This window comes from Sphingobacterium paucimobilis HER1398, from assembly GCF_000416985.1.
Classification (GTDB): domain Bacteria; phylum Bacteroidota; class Bacteroidia; order Sphingobacteriales; family Sphingobacteriaceae; genus Sphingobacterium; species Sphingobacterium paucimobilis.
Map to the genome: position 1 here is coordinate 23,202 of NZ_ATDL01000005.1, position 18,906 is coordinate 42,107.

At 41.1% G+C, this 18,906-nt stretch carries 16 protein-coding genes and 1 tRNA gene; 10 read left to right on the forward strand and 7 right to left on the reverse strand.

All coding sequences use genetic code 11. The features are described 5' to 3' along the window. Positions 1 to 186 precede the first annotated feature (186 nt). The 4 genes from M472_RS27945 to M472_RS27960 all read left to right on the forward strand — a co-directional run bounded on the left by M472_RS27945 (position 187) and on the right by M472_RS27960 (position 4,408). On the forward strand, positions 187 to 408 hold the full coding sequence (locus tag M472_RS27945; RefSeq protein ID WP_021069149.1) for a hypothetical protein: 222 nt from the start codon (positions 187 to 189) through the stop codon (positions 406 to 408). Positions 409 to 610: 202 nt separating this feature from the next. After that, positions 611 to 1,960, forward strand: coding sequence for an adenylosuccinate lyase (gene purB, locus M472_RS27950; RefSeq protein WP_021069150.1), 1,350 nt, complete (start codon positions 611 to 613; stop codon positions 1,958 to 1,960). Between the two features lie 122 nt (positions 1,961 to 2,082). Continuing rightward, positions 2,083 to 2,637: a NifU family protein gene (locus M472_RS27955; protein WP_021069151.1), complete on the forward strand. Its 555-nt coding sequence runs from the start codon at positions 2,083 to 2,085 to the stop codon at positions 2,635 to 2,637. 127 nt (positions 2,638 to 2,764) lie between these two features. Further along, positions 2,765 to 4,408 carry an amidohydrolase gene (locus tag M472_RS27960; protein ID WP_021069152.1) on the forward strand — a complete coding sequence of 548 codons (1,644 nt, stop codon included), beginning with the start codon at positions 2,765 to 2,767 and terminating at the stop codon, positions 4,406 to 4,408. A 72-nt stretch (positions 4,409 to 4,480) separates the two neighbouring features. Here the strand turns inward: M472_RS27960 and lipA are convergent, their stop codons facing one another. Both lipA and M472_RS27970 read right to left on the reverse strand, forming a co-directional pair. Then, on the reverse strand, positions 4,481 to 5,362 hold the full coding sequence (lipA, locus tag M472_RS27965; protein ID WP_021069153.1) for a lipoyl synthase: 882 nt from the start codon (positions 5,360 to 5,362) through the stop codon (positions 4,481 to 4,483). 134 nt (positions 5,363 to 5,496) lie between these two features. Continuing rightward, a complete protein-coding gene (locus tag M472_RS27970) occupies positions 5,497 to 6,099 on the reverse strand; it encodes an outer membrane beta-barrel protein (protein ID WP_021069154.1) in 603 nt (200 codons plus the stop codon). A 316-nt stretch (positions 6,100 to 6,415) separates the two neighbouring features. On the opposite strand from M472_RS27970, the gene M472_RS27975 reads away from it, so the two are divergent. After that, positions 6,416 to 6,486: transfer RNA gene (locus M472_RS27975), tRNA-Cys, on the forward strand. Between the two features lie 345 nt (positions 6,487 to 6,831). Here M472_RS27975 and M472_RS27980 read toward each other — a convergent pair. Continuing rightward, positions 6,832 to 8,022: a phosphoglycerate kinase gene (locus M472_RS27980; RefSeq protein WP_021069155.1), complete on the reverse strand. Its 1,191-nt coding sequence runs from the start codon at positions 8,020 to 8,022 to the stop codon at positions 6,832 to 6,834. Between the two features lie 95 nt (positions 8,023 to 8,117). After that, positions 8,118 to 9,878 (reverse strand): signal peptide peptidase SppA, encoded by a 1,761-nt coding sequence (sppA, locus tag M472_RS27985; protein WP_021069156.1) that lies wholly within the window; start codon positions 9,876 to 9,878, stop codon positions 8,118 to 8,120. 83 nt (positions 9,879 to 9,961) lie between these two features. On the opposite strand from sppA, the gene folK reads away from it, so the two are divergent. Together folK and M472_RS27995 are read left to right on the forward strand one after the other, a co-directional pair. Beyond that, a complete protein-coding gene (gene folK / locus M472_RS27990; RefSeq protein WP_021069157.1) occupies positions 9,962 to 10,444 on the forward strand; it encodes a 2-amino-4-hydroxy-6-hydroxymethyldihydropteridine diphosphokinase in 483 nt (160 codons plus the stop codon). 11 nt (positions 10,445 to 10,455) lie between these two features. Beyond that, positions 10,456 to 10,821, forward strand: coding sequence for an Hpt domain-containing protein (locus M472_RS27995; RefSeq protein ID WP_021069158.1), 366 nt, complete (start codon positions 10,456 to 10,458; stop codon positions 10,819 to 10,821). Between the two features lie 41 nt (positions 10,822 to 10,862). Here M472_RS27995 and M472_RS28000 read toward each other — a convergent pair whose 3' ends face one another. From M472_RS28000 to alaS, 3 genes are all read right to left on the reverse strand, one after another. Further along, on the reverse strand, positions 10,863 to 11,552 hold the full coding sequence (locus M472_RS28000; RefSeq protein ID WP_021069159.1) for a response regulator transcription factor: 690 nt from the start codon (positions 11,550 to 11,552) through the stop codon (positions 10,863 to 10,865). 105 nt (positions 11,553 to 11,657) lie between these two features. After that, positions 11,658 to 12,767: a TlpA disulfide reductase family protein gene (locus M472_RS28005; RefSeq protein ID WP_021069160.1), complete on the reverse strand. Its 1,110-nt coding sequence runs from the start codon at positions 12,765 to 12,767 to the stop codon at positions 11,658 to 11,660. 22 nt (positions 12,768 to 12,789) lie between these two features. After that, positions 12,790 to 15,402, reverse strand: a complete 2,613-nt coding sequence (gene alaS, locus M472_RS28010; RefSeq protein ID WP_021069161.1) for an alanine--tRNA ligase — start codon at positions 15,400 to 15,402, stop codon at positions 12,790 to 12,792. Between the two features lie 262 nt (positions 15,403 to 15,664). Here alaS and M472_RS28015 point away from each other — a divergent pair, with 262 nt between their 5' ends. From M472_RS28015 to M472_RS28025, 3 genes are all read left to right on the forward strand, one after another. After that, complete coding sequence (locus M472_RS28015) at positions 15,665 to 16,513, forward strand: universal stress protein (protein ID WP_021069162.1); 849 nt, start codon at positions 15,665 to 15,667, stop codon at positions 16,511 to 16,513. Between the two features lie 14 nt (positions 16,514 to 16,527). Next, positions 16,528 to 17,385 carry a universal stress protein gene (locus M472_RS28020; protein ID WP_021069163.1) on the forward strand — a complete coding sequence of 286 codons (858 nt, stop codon included), beginning with the start codon at positions 16,528 to 16,530 and terminating at the stop codon, positions 17,383 to 17,385. Between the two features lie 177 nt (positions 17,386 to 17,562). Then, positions 17,563 to 18,906, forward strand: a complete 1,344-nt coding sequence (locus M472_RS28025) for an OmpA family protein (RefSeq protein WP_031301413.1) — start codon at positions 17,563 to 17,565, stop codon at positions 18,904 to 18,906.

The following is an 18,906-nucleotide window of genomic DNA, read 5'->3' on the forward strand; positions in this document are numbered from 1 at the left end:
TGTTGCATTTCAACAAAACAATACTATATTTGCATCCGAAATAAAAATCATTATTATTTTAACATCTGTAAATCAGAATGTTATTATTGATAAATAAAAATTTTTATTTTTTGGGTTACCTTTTCAGGTTACCGGTATTAAAGAGTATAAAACAATATTTGTTTCAATTAAATAGAAAATTAAAAGATGAAAAATTTATTCGCATTCGGATTTTTAGCATTAGCTTTAACTGTAGCTTCATGTGGTAACAACACTTCTAAAACTGAAGAAACTGCTGATTCTTTAAAAGGAATCGTTGATTCAACAGCTGGTGCTCTTACTGATTCAATCAACAACGTTGCTGATTCAGCGAACAAAGCTATCGATTCAACTGCACAAGTTATCGATTCTACTAAAAACGCTCAGTAATCCGAAAGAGAGTTAAAATACTCCTATAAAAGCCTGTGTTCTTAATGACACAGGCTTTTTTTATACGCTTTAATTACCAAAAAACCACTGCTTTTTGTACTTTTGTATCACAGAGAAGGCATAACAATCGCCAATTTCACTTATAATCGGCGAATATCCATCTTTTTAGTTTTTACTTTTGACTTATTAATTTCCACAGAAAATGACATTATCAGCATTAACAGCTGTTACTCCTATTGACGGACGATACCACAATGCCACACAAGAACTATCTGCTTATTTTTCGGAATTCTCCTTGATCAAACATCGCGTTCTGGTAGAAGTAGAGTACTTCATCGCTTTGGCACAATCTGGCATCCCTCAATTGCAACATTTTGACGGTTCCTTAAACGAAAAGCTCCGTAAGATATATCAAGATTTCAGTTTAGAGGACGCACAGTGGATTAAAGACACGGAGAAAGTAACAAACCATGACGTCAAAGCAGTTGAATATTTTCTAAAGAATGAGTTCGAAAAACTAGGGCTTCATGACTCCCTAGAGTTTATACATTTTGGACTCACCTCCCAGGACATCAACAATACAGCGATTCCTTACGCGTGGAAAGAAGCTCTCCATCAGGTTTACCTCCCAGGAGTACAGAACCTCGTAGGCGAACTGAAAAAATTATCAGACGAATGGAACGATGTGGCTATGCTCGCACGTACCCATGGACAGCCTGCCTCTCCTACCCGTTTGGGCAAAGAAATCAAGGTATTCGTAGAACGTCTGGAAAAACAACTTGCTTTACTGCAAACGGTACCTCACTCTGCCAAATTTGGTGGTGCTACAGGTAACTTTAACGCACATTTCATTGCTTATCCAAGTCAAGACTGGGTCGCTTTCGGAAACTCGTTCGTCAACGGACAATTGGGACTAGACCGATCACAGACAACAACACAAATCGAACATTACGACAATTTTGCAGCAAGCTGTGATGCGTTAAAACGCATAAACAATATTATTATCGATTTGTGCCGAGATGTCTGGACCTATATTTCTATGGATTATTTCAAACAAAAGATCACTGCAGGACAGATCGGTTCATCAGCGATGCCTCATAAGGTAAACCCTATCGATTTTGAGAATGCAGAAGGAAATCTAGGTTTAGCAAATGCGCTGTTTGAGTATCTGGCAGCTAAACTACCTATCTCTAGGCTACAACGTGATCTTACAGACTCCACCGTACTACGGAATATAGGAGTGCCTTTTGCCCACACCATGATTGCCATCAAATCAACATTACGCGGACTAAGCAAGTTGATTCTTAATGAATCTGCGCTTCAGAAAGATTTGGAAAACAATTGGGCCGTTGTTGCCGAAGCGATACAAACGATCTTGCGTCGTGAAGGATACCCTAAGCCGTACGAAGCCCTGAAGGACTTAACCCGTACCAATACACAGGTCACCCAAGAAACGATTGCAAGTTTTGTAGACAACCTCAATATATCTGAAGATGTCAAACAAGAAATAAAAAACATCAGTCCCTCCAATTACACAGGTGTTATGCTGTAAAACACAGGTCCTGAAACGTAAGGTTTTACGAAACAATGACGTGCATCAAACACTTATACCCTATCTTTGGGAGGATAAAATGAAGTTACAATTTATAACTTCCATACTTTTAAAATAAAAAAATGGCTACAATAAACGTATATACAGAAAGTACTCCCAATCCTGCTACCATGAAGTTCTTGGTCAATAAGCTTCTTATCAATGGGAGTGTAGATTACCCTGACAGAGAAAAAGCTCAGGAATCTCCTTTTGCCAAAGAGTTATTTAAATTCAACTTTGTAAACGGCGTCTTCTTTGCAAGCAATTTTGTTACGATTACAAAAGCTGAAGATACAGAATGGAGCGATATTGAAGCAATACTGAAAGATTTCGTAAAAGGTGCCGTAGAATCTGAGCTTAAAGTGCAAGAAGTCGTGAGTGACCAAGACGTCAATTTCGAAGGGACAGAAACTGAAATCAAGATTCAACAAGTCCTACACGACTATGTGCGTCCTGCTGTCGAACAAGATGGTGGTGCTATTGCGTATAAATCATTTGAGGGAGGGATTGTAACGGTCGAGCTCAGAGGGTCTTGCAGCGGCTGTCCGTCGTCAACGATCACACTCAAAGCTGGTATAGAAGGACTTTTAAAGCGTATGGTTCCTGAAGTAGAGGAAGTTGTCGCCGAAGCCATGTAATACACGTTTTTTTAGACGTATCGGAGAGCCCAATATATACTATTGGGCTCTCTTCTTTTACAGGCCTTTTTATTTCCTGAGGAAAAAAGGTTACATTTAAGAAAAATGTGTAGAACAACCTCCGATTATGAAAAATACGCTTTTATTTTTTCTGACAGCACTTCTATTTATTCGCTGCACCAGCAATAACGAAGTGGATCTTATTGTGCATAATGCCAAAGTTTATAGTGTCGATTCTTCTTTTTCGATTAAAGAGGCATTTGCAATAAAAAACGGCATTTTTATAGACATAGGCACTTCAAAAGATATTCTGAAACGCTACAAGGCAAAAGAAATCATCGATGCTCAACAGGCTCCGGTATACCCTGGTTTCTATGATGCCCATGCCCATTACTTCGAATTAGCGAACCTTTTCCAAGAAGTGGATCTGAATGGAACCAAATCCATGGAAGAGCTTATTGGCAGGCTTCAACAATACCATCAGAAAAATCCAAACAAGCCATGGATCATCGGTGGTGGTTGGGACCAAAATCTATGGCCTAGTAAAACGTTCCCTACTAAAGATAGTCTGGACAAATACTTTCCCGACATCCCAATTTACCTTTCTCGTGTAGATTATCATGCTGCGTTAGTCAACTCTGCCGCATTAAAGATCGCACGGCTAGATTCTGTATTTGATGTACAGGGCGGTCTCATCTCTCCTGACGCACACGGCAAACCCGATGGATTACTGATTGACAATGCTATGCCCTTGGTCAGTAAGCATCTTCCTAAGCACGACGAACAGAGTATCCTGAAATTCTTACAACAAGCACAGGATTCCCTAGTATCCGTCGGATTGACCAGCATCATTGACGCAGGACTAAACGATGAAGAGCTTGATTATCTCAAGACCTTCTATGCCAAAGGACAGCTTAAGATCCGAGATTACGCGATGATTCTAGCTGATCCCTTACAAATCGACCGCTATATTAAAGAAGATTTTTTTGAAAGTGACAGACTGAATATACGGTCGATCAAACTGTTGGCAGATGGAGCCTTGGGTTCCCGAGGTGCCTGCCTTTTGGAACATTACCATGATTCTCCTACGAAAGGCTTTCTGCTGCACACACCCGAGCAATTTGATGAAACTATCAAAAAACTAGCCAACAGCGAGTTTCAGGTCAATACTCACGCTATTGGAGATTCTGCAAACCGCCTGATCTTGGACGTCTACGGCAAATACCTCACCGACAATAAAGCGCGAAGATGGCGCATTGAACATGCACAGATCATCGCTCCCAAAGATTTTGCCAAATTCAACCAGTTTCACATCATTCCGTCAATACAACCTACTCACGCCACATCAGATATGTATTGGGCACCACAGCGACTGGGTGACGAACGTATTAAAGGGGCTTATGCCTATAAAGAACTATTGAAACAATATGGTAAAGTAGCTATCGGATCTGACTTCCCTATCGAACACTTTAATCCCCTATACGGATTTCATGCCGCTATTGCGCGCGTGGACCATTCAGGATATCCGTCAGGTGGCTTTCAAATGGAAAATGCCCTCAGTCGTGAAGAGGCATTGAGAGGGATGACGATATGGGCAGCTTTCTCTTGCTTTGAAGAAAAGAAAAGGGGCTCAATTGAAAAAGGTAAAGATGCAGACTTCGTCATTCTCGAAAAAGATATCATGGAAGTCCAAGCAGAAGAATTACGCAAAGTCAAGACCCTACGTACCGTCATTGGCGGAGAGACCGTATTCCAACGAAGTTCTCAATAGACCTGCGAACGTGATTCATTAAAATAAAAAAGGGGATAGCTACAGCTATCCCCTTTTTTTATACTATTCATATTATTGCATATCGAACAAGTGCTTTTCAGCGTGATAAGAAGAGCGAACCAAAGGTCCCGACTCTACATATTTAAAGCCCATCTGCAATCCTATCTCTTTATATTTATCAAATTGTGCAGGTGTAACCCAATCAACAACCGGATGATGTGCTTTGGTCGGTTGTAAATACTGCCCCAAAGTCAAGATATGAACACCAACGTCATACAGATCCTGCATAGCCTCGATCACATCCTCTTCCGTCTCTCCCAAGCCCAGCATGATACCAGATTTAGTCCGTAGACCTGCTTCCGAGATACGTCGTAGACACTCTAGAGAACGGTCATATTTGGCCTGTATACGTACCTCTCGAGTCAAGCGGCGCACAGTCTCTAAGTTATGTGACACCACTTCTGGCCGAACTGCAATCACACGGTCAAGATTATCCCACTGTCCTTTAAAGTCGGGAAGAAGTGTTTCCAAAGTTGTCTCCGGACTCTCTCGGCGGATTGCTTGAATAGTCTCCGCCCAAATAGTAGAACCTCCATCTTTTAGATCATCACGGTCGACCGAAGTAATTACACAATGCTTTACCCCCATCAACTTAACAGAAGTTGCTACGCGATTCGGTTCGTCTACATCCACAGGAAGCGGTCTTCCTGTTGCTACCGCACAGAAAGAACAAGAACGCGTACAGATATTACCTAAAATCATAAAAGTAGCCGTACCAGCTCCCCAACACTCTCCCATATTGGGACAATTACCACTTTCACAGATGGTATGAAGCTTGTGCTCATCGACCAAACCACGTACATGGCGATATTCTTTTCCTACCGGAAGTTTCACACGTAGCCAATCTGGTTTACGCTGTGTCTGATTTACGGGTATAACAGGCAATTCAATCATGGTACAAAGATAAATATTATTCGCTGAATCCAAGAGACAAGATTTGTTAGTCTTGTATCATATTCACTTTAAATAAAAAGCCCCTTGGATAATTATCCAAGGGGCTCAATTATCTCTTACTAGAGAAATATTGATTAAATTTCAAAACCAATACCTACAGAGAATACATTGTTCTTAATTTTTAGAGCGTCAACATTTGACATATTTCCTAATCCGAGACCATAACCTCCGTTAATTAACAAACCATTTGATAATTTATAGCCCAATTGAAAATTAAGTCCGTAATCAACAACCTTTAATTGATCATCTTTTGAACCAAATTTAATGTCTTTCTTTACATCCCCCGCCTTATCTTTTCCTGACACGTTAAAACCAACATAAGGTCCAGCAGCAACGAAAACAGAGCCAGTAGCTCCAGTAGGAATATAGTATACCGCATTAACAGGAATTTCAATAGACATTAGATTTCGAGTAGTGGTTAGATTACCTACTTCAACTTTACCTCCTTTACCTTGCAAAGAAACTCCTGGTTGAATAGCAAAATTAGTCGCAGCAGGGATACTTGCATAACCGGAAAGATAAAAATTAGTAGCTGCACTCGTCGTATAACTTACATTTCCTCCAGAATAATTCAATTTGGGAAAGTTTAAACCTGCTTTAACCCCATAACCAATCTGAGCCTGTGCTCCTACCGCTGTTAATAATGCAACACCTAATGTTAGTAAAACTTTTTTCATAACGTTTATTTTAATACTCTTTTTTAATATGTGGGATTGAACAGACAACCCTATCGATTACTATCTATTCAAATTTGATACCAAACTTAAATCTTTTCTAGAACAATAAATACACCAACGACCCCAACCGCATTCTATCTGTTTTCAAGACCTTTACAACCAAAAAATGTCAATATATTTCTACAAAAAAGTAACGGAACTTCAAGTGCCCGTCAGGACAATCTGCTCAACTGCCATTTCATCACAAAGGTTTTTATAATTAATTTTGCATTTTCAATTTTTAACATTACTTTTGCATGCCCAGTAAGGGTAAAAGGGTCGGATGGCCGAGTGGCTAGGCTGAGGTCTGCAAAACCTCCTACAGCGGTTCGAATCCGCTTCCGACCTCGTTTATAACGTACAAAAAATATTATAATAAAATGGGAGTTACACGTTTAAAAAGAAAAGATAGAAGAAACAAAACTACTTCACGTATGGAAGTTCAGTTTCTAAGCTTGGGTCGTAACATCGAACCAGGATCACGTTCAAAAATGCCTAAGCATAGTCAAATCACTAAGAACGACGAGATTTTAAATAAATTAGAAGCTGAGGCTAAATAAGCCTTCTTACTATATAGAAAAGGGATTTGTCTTTGACAAATCCCTTTTTTTATTTACACGAGAAATGTAAATCAGCTGATAAAACAAAAGCCGCATAATCTGCGGCTTTTATGATTCTTTATAGTTACGATAACTAAGCATTTATTGCAGCAACACCTGGCAACTCTTTTCCCTCCATATATTCCAACAAAGCTCCACCACCTGTGCTCACATAGCTTACATGCTCCGTCATCTCAAACTTGGCAATAGCAGCGGCTGAATCACCACCACCGATCAAGGAGAATGCACCTCGCTCTGTCGCAGCGACAATCGCATCAGCAACCGCTTTCGTACCCCTAGCAAACGTATCGAACTCAAACACCCCCATCGGGCCATTCCACAATAACGTATTGGAGGCTGATATAATCTCTGCAAAATGCCGAGACGACTCGTTACCAATATCCAGACCTTGAAGATCTGCAGGAATCTGATCATTAGGTCCATCATATGTTTTAGCATCATTCGAGAAGCTATCCGCTATTTGCGCATCCGTAGGCAATACCAGATTGACCCCTTTCTCTTCTGCTTTTTTAACAAGTTCATTAGCCAAATCCAGCTTGTCCATTTCTACCAATGACTTACCGATTTCACCACCGCGCGCCTTGACAAAGGTATAAGCCATTCCTCCACCGATGATCAGGTTATCCACCTTATCCAGCAATGCTTCGATCAGCTGTATCTTATCCGAGACCTTAGCCCCACCCATAATTGCTGTAAACGGTCTATTCGGATGATTAAGCACTTTTTCAGCATTGTTCAGTTCTGCCGCCATCAGGTAGCCAAAATACTTGGCTGTCGGGAAGAACTGCGCTACAATAGCCGTAGAAGCATGCGCACGGTGCGCCGTTCCAAATGCATCATTAACATATACTTCCCCTAATTTAGAAAGCTTTTCTGCAAATGCCACGTCTCCTTTTTCTTCCTCTTTATAAAAACGAAGATTTTCCAATAACAACACTTCACCAGGTTTTAGGTTTGCCGCCTTCTCGCGGGCTTCGTCACCGATACAATCGTTGGCAAACTGCACCTCTACCCCCAATACCTTTGAAAGATGCGAAACAATATGCTTCAACGAATACTTATCAGTCGGCCCTTCTTTTGGTCTCCCCAAGTGGGACATTAATACGACAGCCCCTCCGTCTGCAAGAATCTTCTTTATAGTCGGAGTTGCCCCCTGAATTCTATTGTCATCCGTAATATTAAAATCCGCATCAAGAGGAACATTAAAGTCTACACGGATTAAGGCCTTTTTACCAGAAAAATTTAAATCGTCAATTGTTTTCATATGTGTACTAAAAGTATTTAAGTTGATTGAGACGTAAACTTATATAAATTGCTTTGCATTCACGCCATACCGTAAAAAATATTACAAAAATAACGCTAGTAGATCTCTATCTGATAAGGCAATCTTGCTTGTATTCCGGTATGTTTTAAAACTTTGGTCACGTCCAATAAGTATTTTTGATAATCGCCCAACTCTTCGCCAAACAACCACATCTTAACCTTGTCTTTGGAAGAAGACAATATACTCGCAAAAGGATCCTCTTTCTCCGGAAGCTCCACCAGCTGATAGTCTTTCAACGAAGCTTTCGCCGCTGCTGCACCAATGGCACGCTGCAGGTTACCGATCCCGTCAACCAGCCCCAAGTCAAGCGCTTGCTTACCTGTCCATACGCGTCCCTGACCAATACTGTCGACAGCCTCTACATTCATCTTACGTCCATTAGCTACACGTTCCATAAATGTCGAATACGTCCGATTGACTTCCATCTGTATGATAGACCGCTCTTCGGCAGTAAGCGGTTTGTCCGGATTCGCCATCAGGCTTGAATACTTACCCGTATTCACCTCATCGATATGTATACCCAGCTTATTGTTCAACAGCCCTTTAAAATTGGGTATTAGCCCAAATACCCCAATCGACCCAGTCAACGTGCTCGACTCAGCAAAAATAGAGTCGGCTGCTGCGGCGATATAATAGCCACCCGAAGCAGCATAATCACCCATAGAGACTACAATAGGCTTTTCTTTCTTTATCAGCTCCACCTCTCTCCAAATAACATCGGATGCTAGAGCAGATCCTCCGCCGGAATTAACCCGCAGCACCACAGCCTTAATATCCTTATCTCTGCGCAGCTTACGCAACTGTCGTGAAATTTTATCTCCTCCGATCTGACCTACAGAACCCTCGCCATCCACGATATCGCCATACGCATACAGCACCGCTATCTTAGCTCCCGAGGTACTGGCAGGACTACCTCCATAATTCAATATAGAGACAGACGAGATATCTTTATCCTCAGCAATATCCAATCGCTTTTTAAGCAGGGATAACAGTTCATCCTTATAGACCTTACCATCGATGAATTTATAACGAAGCGCATCATCGGCATTCCGAATCAAGTATTCATTCGCAATATTTTTCAATGTATCGACCGATTGATTTCGAGCTTGCGAAATATCCGATAAGAAAGAGTCATAGATACTGCCCAGATAAGAGGTGACCTGTTCCCTGTTTGCATCACTCATTTCGTTGAGCAAGAAAGGTTCTACCGCCGATTTATAAGTTCCGACTTTGATCACCTGCATCTCGACCCCCAATTTATCCATGGCTTCTTTCATAAATACGACTGAAGAACTTAATCCCCTGAAATCTAACGATCCTTGGGGATTCAAATAAATACTGTCCGCCACAGTGGACAAGTAATAGGCTTTTTGGGAATAACCTTCACTGTAGGCAACGATAAATTTCTTCGACTCTTTGAAATCCAACAGGGCGTCACGAATCGCTTTTAAACTGGCAAAGCCCATACCCACCGTCGAAGGATTCAGATAGATACCTTTAATATTATCATCCGTTTTAGCAGCTTTAATACGTGCCAAAACATCATTCAGTCCAATAGACTTTTCCACGTTGTAAAGAGGCAGATTCAAATCTCCCAAGGGATTGCTCTCCGTCTTTTCTACAATTTTATAATCCAGCGACAGATATAACACGGATTTGGCTGGCGCGACTACTGTGGCCTGTTGCGACGACTGCTGGACCAGCACGCCAATAAATACTAAAAAAAGAAAAAACAGGATAATACTGGTAATAAGTATCCCTGTGATAGTGGCTAACACTTGTTTAATAAAGCTCATAAATTATCTTTTTACAAACTAAATTTAGTGTATTTAATTGGTTTTGTCGAATTTAAAGGTTCAATATTGTATTTTTGGAAAGAATGAACACAATCCACATCCTATTAGGCGCTAATCTGGGCAATCCTACTACACAAATCAAGCAGGCATTCACCCTGCTACAGAATAGGATCGGCAAAGTAATCAAATCCTCTGCCCTATACGTATCCGAGGGATGGGGCGTCAAAGATCAGCCCCTTTTTTATAACCAAGCACTGATTATAGAGACTCCACTTGAAAAACAAAAATGCCTTTCCATCTGTCAAGAGATAGAGATGGAACTGGGACGCGTCCGTCTTGTCAAATGGGGGGCTCGACTTATAGACATCGACATCATCTATTTCAATGAAGACGTATATGAATCGGAGAATCTTATCATTCCACATCCATTATTACAGCTCCGTAATTTCGTACTGGTTCCGCTATGCGAAATCGCAGCGGAATATGTACATCCCGTATTGCGCCGTAGCAACAAGGAGTTACTGGCCCAGTCCACAGATACACTTGTTGTCAAAAAGTATATTTAAATAACACGTAAATGCCCTATAAAATCATCAATCCAGATATCATAAAAAAATCAATGATGGGAAACCCTTCTTTGGTGAAACAATTTGTAGAGATGTATCTGGAACAAAGTCCTATTGATTTCCAGGCATTGCTATCTGGAATGAACAACGGAGATAAAAAAGTAATCCGAGACAGCGCCCACCACATCAAACCTACCATGCAATACATTGGTGCATCGACACTTTCTACAGCTTTTCAAGAATTAGAAAATATGGGACGAGATGAACTGGAAATGGACATCATTAACACCAAGTTCCAAGAATTAAAACTGAACTTTGAACTCATGTTGGAAGAGTTGAGATCCTTTATTATTGAAAATGATAAGGATATAAAATAAATGGGGCGAAATTAATTTCGCCCCATTTATTTATCAAATATTTAATTAAGTTCAAACTTATAACCAACACCTTTGACTGTTGCTACGTAGTTATCACCAATTTTTTCTCGCAACTTCCGGATGTGAACATCAATGGTTCTGTTGGTAACAACGACAGAATCCTCCCAGATTGCTTTTAATATCTGCTCGCGCGTATACACCTTATTCGGCTTAGAAGCCAAGAGATAGAGCAGTTCAAATTCTTTTTTTGCCAACACGATTTTCTCTGTATCTCTATATACCAAGAACGAATCTCTATCGATCACCAAATCTGCTATTTCCAACTTATCTGCAGGTTCGTCGACAGATTCCTGCGAATTCCTTCGCAGTATAGCATTGATTCTAGACATCAATGCCCGTGGCTTTATGGGTTTGGCAATATAATCATCGGCTCCGACATGGAAGCCAGCTATCTCGGAGTATTCCTCACTCCTCGCTGTCAAAAACACCATAAAGGTATGTTTAAACTCTGGTAAAGACCGCATAATCCGACAAGCCTCTATCCCATCCATCACAGGCATCATGACATCCAAGATAATTAAATCCGGACTTACTTCTTTTGCCTTATCAATTGCCAGCTTTCCATTTGATGCTGTATAGACCTGGTATCCTTCTTTGTTCAGATTGTAGGAAATGAGATCTAAGATATCCTGCTCATCATCTACCACAAGTATTTTTTGCTTGGCACTCATATTAGTTTTTTTGCTAAAGTATGTACTTTATGGTAAGATAAAGTTAATCAAATGTTATGAAATTGTTAACTATTAAAAATAACTTAATAAATTAATAAACTTCCTCTAATTTGCTATTAGCGTCTGCTTTAAAAATGCCTCCAAGTCCGTACCCCTTAGGTTTTTACCGATGATCGTTCCGGCAGGATCGACGATTACGGATGCTGGTATTGCCTTAATACGATAATCCAATACCAAGTCCGAGCTCCATGCCTTCAAGTCCGATATATTTGTCCAGTCCAACTTATCCTCTTCAACAGCGCGCATCCATGAGCCTGGATTATTATCCAGAGATACCCCCAATACCGTAAAATTCTTGTCCTTATAACTATTATAGAGACGCACGATATTAGGATTTTCTTTTCTACAGGGCACACACCAAGATGCCCAAAAGTCGACCAATACATATTTACCACGATAATCAGAAAGCTTTACCGTTTTGTTATTGGGTGTATATGCCGTTATATCCGGCGCAGGCTGACCTATTGCCAGTTTCCTCAATTTGGCGATCTCTTCCTTAAATTGAACGACGGTTCTATTGTCTGCAAATAAATCGCCAAGATTATCGACATAAGCTATCAGTTCATTTTCTGAAACATCCGGATCCAAGGTACTCATCGCATAGAAACCCGCTAAATTAGCATGATTCGCTTTCGCAAAAGCTACTGCCTGTGTCGTAAAACTCACCATTTCCTTTCTATACTGTGCCATATAATCTGCACGGAGGCTTTCGATTTCATTCTCGCTCTTTCCTGCCATACGCTTCACAAAATCCCCTTGTAGAGAATCTTCGAGAAACTCTTTACGCTGTTTAATTGGCGCAAAGTCCTGCAATACAGAAGAAAGCTCAGACCCTTCGACCTTATACCCCTCTGGATTATTTTGCAAATCAGAACTAAACAACAACTTCTCTCCAGGAGCGACAATAACGGGATATCTATTCTTACCGACTTCTAAGGTCAAAAGACGCGGCTGCGTCGCTTCACGTTCAAACTTAAACTTATTTTGGTCACTCAAAAAAACAGAATCAAGTTTACGATCTCCTTCATAAAAAGCTACCACCTTTACGTTACCAGGATTTAAAACCTCCCCAGAGATAGCAATTGTATCCTTATTAGAGCAACCCAAAAGTCCAAATCCTAAAATTGAAAAAAGAAAAATACTAAACTTGTCCATATCTATTATAGTGCAAATAATACTACATTAAAAAATTCTTGGAGCGGGCTATAGCACCAGCTAGTCCTGTAACATCTTTCCCTCCTGCCGTAGCAAAGAAAGGCTGTCCGCCACCGCCACCTTGTATATCTTTAGCCAGGTCGCGTACAATAGTCCCCGCATTGAGACCACGCTCCTTTACCAGCCCTTCAGAAACCACCACCGTCAAGCTCGGCTTTCCATCTATATTCGCCCCGAGCACCAAGAACAGATTATCCATGGCTCCTTTCAGCGCATAGGCTAACGTTTTGACCGCGTCAGCACTTGGCAGATCGACTACAGTAGCCAAAAAGTTAACACCATTAACCACTTCCATCTTCTCATTTAACTCATTCTTTAGAGACAAAGAGCGCTCTTTTAAGAAATTATCGATTTCCTTCTTCAACGTTCCATTTTCATCCATAATCTTAGTCACGGCAGAAACAAAATCCTTCGGATTATTCAATATTTCCTTCATATGCTGAAACAACTCAAAATGCTCTCTAATCACAGCAGCAGCTTTAGAACCCGTGATTGCTTCTATCCGTCTCACACCAGCAGCTACAGCAGACTCAGATACAATCTTAAAGAAACCGATCTGCCCTGTAGCCCTTACGTGCGTGCCACCACACAGCTCTTTGGAGTACTGATCATCAAACGTAATCACCCGTACGTAATCACCATATTTTTCACCGAAAAGAGCCGTCACTCCCGAATCGATAGCTTGCTGAAAAGGCACCTGTCTTTCCTCCTTCAATGGAATATTGGCTCTGATTTTTGCATTGACAATATCTTCCACCGCTTTGATTTCGTCATAGGTCATTTTGGCAAAATGAGAAATATCAAAACGCAGTATATCCGGTGATACCAAAGAACCTTTCTGATTGACATGCTCTCCCAACACCTCCTTCAAGGCCGCATGCAACAAATGCGTAGCAGAGTGGTTACTCTCGGTATCGATACGTTTTGTAACATCGACCGTAGCCTCAAACTTCGCACCGATCTCTTCAGGCAACTGATCTACAAAATGCACGATAAGTCCATTCTCTTTTTTGGTATCGGTAACGATTATTTTCTCCCCACGGTCGGAGACTAACAGTCCCGAATCACCGATCTGCCCTCCCCCTTCTGCATAGAATGGTGTTACTGCCAATACCAACTGGAACTGTTCTTTTCCTTTAGCACTCACTTTACGGTACTTAAGGATTTCCGTTTGGGCCTGTAATACATCATACCCCACAAAATCCACTTCGTCACTATCATTGACCGTTACCCAATCGCCAGTATCTATTGTAGTCGCTGCTCTAGAGCGCTCCTTCTGTACTTGCAAAGCCTTCGTAAAAGCTTCCATATCGACGGTTACGCCCTTTTCCCGAGCCAACAATTCCGTTAAGTCTATCGGAAAACCATACGTATCAAATAACTCAAAAGCAAAATCCCCATCGATGAATTGGTGTCCTTCGACATAGTTTTCGAAACGCTGTATTCCAGTCGTCAATGTTCTCAAAAAGGAAACTTCCTCTTCCATGACAACTTTCTCCACAAAATCCCGCTGTTGATAAAGCTCATCAAATACGCCCTTGAATTGATCGGCCAGTAAAGGCACCAACTCGTGGAAAAATGGTTGTTTAAAGTTCAGGAACGTATACGCATAGCGGACAGCTCTTCTCAGAATACGTCGGATGACATAGCCCGCTTTATTGTTCGAAGGCAGTTGTCCATCAGCGATAGCAAAAGCGACGGCACGGATATGATCCGACAATACCCGCATCGCAATATCCGTTTGTTCTGCGACACCATATTGAATACCTGATTTTTGAGAAATATAACTGATCAATGGTTGAAACACATCCGTATCGTAATTGGACGTCTTCCCCTGTATCGCACGAACCAAACGCTCAAAGCCCATACCCGTATCCACATGCTTGGCAGGGAGAGGCTCTAGACTACCATTTTTCAACCGATTGAACTGCATAAATACAAGATTCCATACCTCTATGACCTGAGGGTGATCTGCGTTGACCAGCTCCTGTCCCTTTTGCTGGGCACGCTCTGCATCCGTACGCATATCGTAATGAATCTCCGAACAAGGACCACAAGGTCCCATATCGCCCATCTCCCAAAAATTATCTTTTTTATTTCCCAACAAGATACGATCCTCTGCTATAAACTCCTTCCAGAACCCATAAGCCTCTTGATCTCTAACCAACCCCTCGCTATCATCGCCTTCAAAAATAGTTACGTACAACCGGTCTTTATCCAGCTTGTAGACTTCTGTCAACAGCTCCCAAGCCCACGTAATCGCCTCTTTCTTAAAATAATCTCCAAACGACCAGTTTCCCAACATCTCGAATAAGGTATGATGATAGGTATCAATCCCCACCTCTTCCAAGTCATTGTGCTTACCGGAGACACGCAGACAGCGCTGCGTATCTGCAATACGCGAGTATTTGACAGCGGCCTCCCCTAAAAACAAATCTTTAAACTGGTTCATCCCTGCATTGGTAAACATTAATGTAGGGTCATTCTTCACCACTACAGGTGCAGACGGTACGATATGATGTGATTTACTCTTGAAAAACTCTAAAAATGCTTCGCGTATTTCTCTACTAGTCATGAAATTATATTTTATAAAGTGCCAAATTTACTCAAAATAGCGCGCTATTACAATTGATTTTTTCAGTAGCAAGCACTATAAGGAGCCCGCCGACCTGATGTCTGTAGAATAAATCAACCAACTATCCAATGAATGCATAAAGCAAAAGATAACGCTATTTAAAAGTGACCAGAATCACGCTTAAAACTAACCGAAATCATTAAAAAGTCAATTAATTTTAGTAGATTTATTCCATCTTTCGATGCAGATAGTTAGAAGAAATATGACAAAAAAAATAATAGTACCTACTGACTTTTCAGACAATGCGCTAACGGCGATCAGATATGCCTGTGAATTGGCAAAACAGAACAACTATGGGGTTCATTTATTTCATTGCTACACCTCCGACTCGGCACTTTTTGATGAGGAAAAAGCAAACAAAGACACCAGCATTCCCGTATTAAAAGCAGACATGCTCATACTGGATCTCAAAGAAAGCCTACAAAAGGATTACCCTTCCCTGTCGTTTGAAACAACCTGTACAAGTGGATTACTCTCTGAAATCCTTCCTACAATTGCGGTACCGCCTAGCTATGCTTTGATCATTATGGGGACTACGGGGACAGGAAAGGGAAAATCGTTGGTGTGGGGCAGCAATACCAGCAGCATCACGACAAAAGCTCGAATCCCTGTTATAGCCATCCCCAGCACAACTTCAGATTTTCGTTTACAAAAAGTAGGGATGTTGACGAACTTCAAAGTCGAAGAACTCGACACCTTAAAAGAATACCTGTCTCTAGTTTCCTCCATCCCATCTCTCGATACAATCCATGTGTACAGAGACTCTAAAGATACCACTGAAATAACTGAGCACTTGGAAAGCTGGTCATTCAACATCAAGAACCTTAATGGAGTAGAAAATGTGCATAGTATCGCCCAATCGATCCATATTGACGATGAAAATCTAGACAGCATTCCCGAAGTCATCAATCATATCATAAAAGAGAATGACTATGATATGATGGTTGTTACAAAAACAAGAAAATCTTTTTTCAAGCGACTTTTCTCGCCCTCTGTTTCCAAAGAAATCGTACTGGACTTGGAACGTCCAACATTTTTTGACAACAATTAACGCATATAGACACCATGGCAAACAAACTACTTATACCCGTTGATTTTTCACAATACTCCAACAAGGCCATTGCGTATGCCTGCCAGCTCACTAAAGCGACAAAACACGAGCTGGTATTGATCCATGTATTTACGGGTCATATTAACAGCTATCGCAACGCTATTGAAGACACAGCCCTAATCGACCCCCGGGTTGCAGAAGCAAAAAGCAAGATGGAAGAGTTAATTTCGTCCATCAAAAAGGACAACCCTGAGACAGTAGTCCGCAGTGTCTTTAGCGATGGCAATCTTTTCGAAGAAATCGGGAAACTTACCGAAACAGACACCTACGATGCTATAGTGATGGGCACTAAAGGCTCCTCAGGGCTGGACTCTTTATTGATCGGATCCAACATGTTTGATGTTTTTCAGAACACAAAAACGCCTGTACTCGCTGTCCCTTTCAGCGACAAGACATACAAAACGGAGAAAATCGGACTTTTGTGCAATTTCAAAGAGGGTGAAATAGATGTACTCAAGCAAGCGACAGCACTCTACACCCACGACTTTGAATTGGTACTTATCCATATCAATACAGCTGACGAAAGCATTAAAGCACTGGATGCCAAATTTGCAGCATTCATCCAGCATATCATTACCGAAACCGGGATTGACAATATTTCATATGTTATCAAAAACCAAGCATTTCTAATCCAGTATAAAGAAGATATCTCCTCCGCCATTGACACCGTCATCGCTGATGAACTACTGGACGTTCTATTGGTTACCAAAAGTAAAAAAGGATTTTTACGAAAAATCACAGAAGAAAACATCGTCAAGAAGATGGCCTATCAGATTCAAATCCCAAAATTCTTTGCCAGGTCTATAACCTAGTAAGTCAAACAATTAAGGTTTGTTTTGTCGGATTCAACCTACAGAATCAACCTTTTTTGAATACTTTTCTATTTTCACATTTTTTTGGCAGTACTTTTGCGCTCAGCATCTATAATTTCAAAAGAAAGAAAGGGGATGTCTAATCGTTCTTTTGAAACACAAATCAATAAAAATAACATGGAAATTAAAAATTTACGCAATCTGACTTTGGCACTTGCTTTAGGTTTGACCTCTACAGGAGCATTTGCACAAATCACCAACACAGCTACAATTGATGGCACCACACCTTTTGGATCATCCGAAGAGTACAGAACATGGTCTGTCGGTGTTAACGCTGGTGTTCTTAACCAAACGAACATCTTTGGCTTCAACAGAGCTGGCTTCAACAAGCTAAACCATGAAGTAGGCTATAGCGCTTATATCAAGAAGCACCTTACTCCTTCTTTCGGTCTGAAAGCACAATACCTGGGGGGTAAAGTAGGCGGCTCGATGAAAAATGCAACTGCAGGCATCAACGAGTTCGAAGCGAAAACACCTTGGTCTGCAGCCTTATCGGCAGAATGGACACTAGGTAATACCAGTTGGCGTTTTGCAAATGGCATCGTTAAGCCTTATTTCGCAATAGGTCTGGGCGCTTTAAATTTTGAAACCACGACTACCGATGTAGGTGGAGCTTCTCACAAGAACGACGCGACAACAAAACTATACGTACCTGCTGACGCTGGATTTAAATTCGCTATTACAAAAGGTATAAACCTTGATTTGGGTTACCAATTAAATTGGGCTAACCAACGCTTTGACGGTGTGATGGGAGGACAATACAAAAACGATCTATTCTCTTATGCACACGCAGGTATCGAAGTTGCATTGGGCAACAAAGAGAAACCGTTCATGAACAACAGCAACCCTGTTGCAGCGTTTGTAAATGATGCCAACAAGAAATATGATGCTATAAAAGCAGAACGTGATGCGTTAGTTGCCTCCAATGCTCAATTGAAACAGCAACTGAATGAAATCGCAGCAGACTTAAGAGATGACGATGGAGACGGAGTTGCGAACAAATTCGACAAATGCCCCAACACTCCAGCTGGTGTAAAAGTTGATGGTTCGGGCTGTCCATTACCTGAGATGAAAAACGAAACTAAGGTAATCGAAAAAATCATCGTTACAGAAGAAGATAAAAAAGTAGTTGATGAAGCCATCAAAAACCTAGAGTTTGATTTAGGAAAAGCTACTATACGTTCGACTTCATTCGAATCGTTGAATCGTGTTGCTTCTTTATTAATCGAAAAGAACTTCAGCTTAAAATTAGCAGGACACACGGATAACACAGGGTCTCTTCAAACAAACTTACGTCTGTCCAAAGAACGTGCGGAGTCGGTTAAAGCTTATTTAGTATCGAAAGGTGCAAATGCATCACGTATTGAAGCAGTAGGCTATGGTCCTAACCAGCCGATTGCAACCAATGCTACAGCAGAAGGACGTCAACAAAACCGTCGTGTAGAATTCACCTTGTTTTAA

Bases quoted from the DNA above. Each gene is read 5' to 3' on its own strand.
- lipA (WP_021069153.1), bottom strand. From the start codon at position 5,362: ATGATTGAATTGCCTGTTATACCCGTAAATCAGACACAGCGTAAACCA.
- folK (WP_021069157.1), top strand. From the start codon at position 9,962: ATGAACACAATCCACATCCTATTAGGCGCTAATCTGGGCAATCCTACT.
- purB (WP_021069150.1), top strand. From the start codon at position 611: ATGACATTATCAGCATTAACAGCTGTTACTCCTATTGACGGACGATAC.
- M472_RS28000 (WP_021069159.1), bottom strand. From the start codon at position 11,552: ATGAGTGCCAAGCAAAAAATACTTGTGGTAGATGATGAGCAGGATATC.
- M472_RS28020 (WP_021069163.1), top strand. From the start codon at position 16,528: ATGGCAAACAAACTACTTATACCCGTTGATTTTTCACAATACTCCAAC.
- alaS (WP_021069161.1), bottom strand. From the start codon at position 15,402: ATGACTAGTAGAGAAATACGCGAAGCATTTTTAGAGTTTTTCAAGAGT.
- M472_RS27995 (WP_021069158.1), top strand. From the start codon at position 10,456: ATGCCCTATAAAATCATCAATCCAGATATCATAAAAAAATCAATGATG.
- M472_RS27945 (WP_021069149.1), top strand. From the start codon at position 187: ATGAAAAATTTATTCGCATTCGGATTTTTAGCATTAGCTTTAACTGTA.
- M472_RS28015 (WP_021069162.1), top strand. From the start codon at position 15,665: ATGACAAAAAAAATAATAGTACCTACTGACTTTTCAGACAATGCGCTA.
- M472_RS28025 (WP_031301413.1), top strand. From the start codon at position 17,563: ATGGAAATTAAAAATTTACGCAATCTGACTTTGGCACTTGCTTTAGGT.
- M472_RS27980 (WP_021069155.1), bottom strand. From the start codon at position 8,022: ATGAAAACAATTGACGATTTAAATTTTTCTGGTAAAAAGGCCTTAATC.
- M472_RS27955 (WP_021069151.1), top strand. From the start codon at position 2,083: ATGGCTACAATAAACGTATATACAGAAAGTACTCCCAATCCTGCTACC.
- sppA (WP_021069156.1), bottom strand. From the start codon at position 9,878: ATGAGCTTTATTAAACAAGTGTTAGCCACTATCACAGGGATACTTATT.
- M472_RS27960 (WP_021069152.1), top strand. From the start codon at position 2,765: ATGAAAAATACGCTTTTATTTTTTCTGACAGCACTTCTATTTATTCGC.
- M472_RS28005 (WP_021069160.1), bottom strand. From the start codon at position 12,767: ATGGACAAGTTTAGTATTTTTCTTTTTTCAATTTTAGGATTTGGACTT.
- M472_RS27970 (WP_021069154.1), bottom strand. From the start codon at position 6,099: ATGAAAAAAGTTTTACTAACATTAGGTGTTGCATTATTAACAGCGGTA.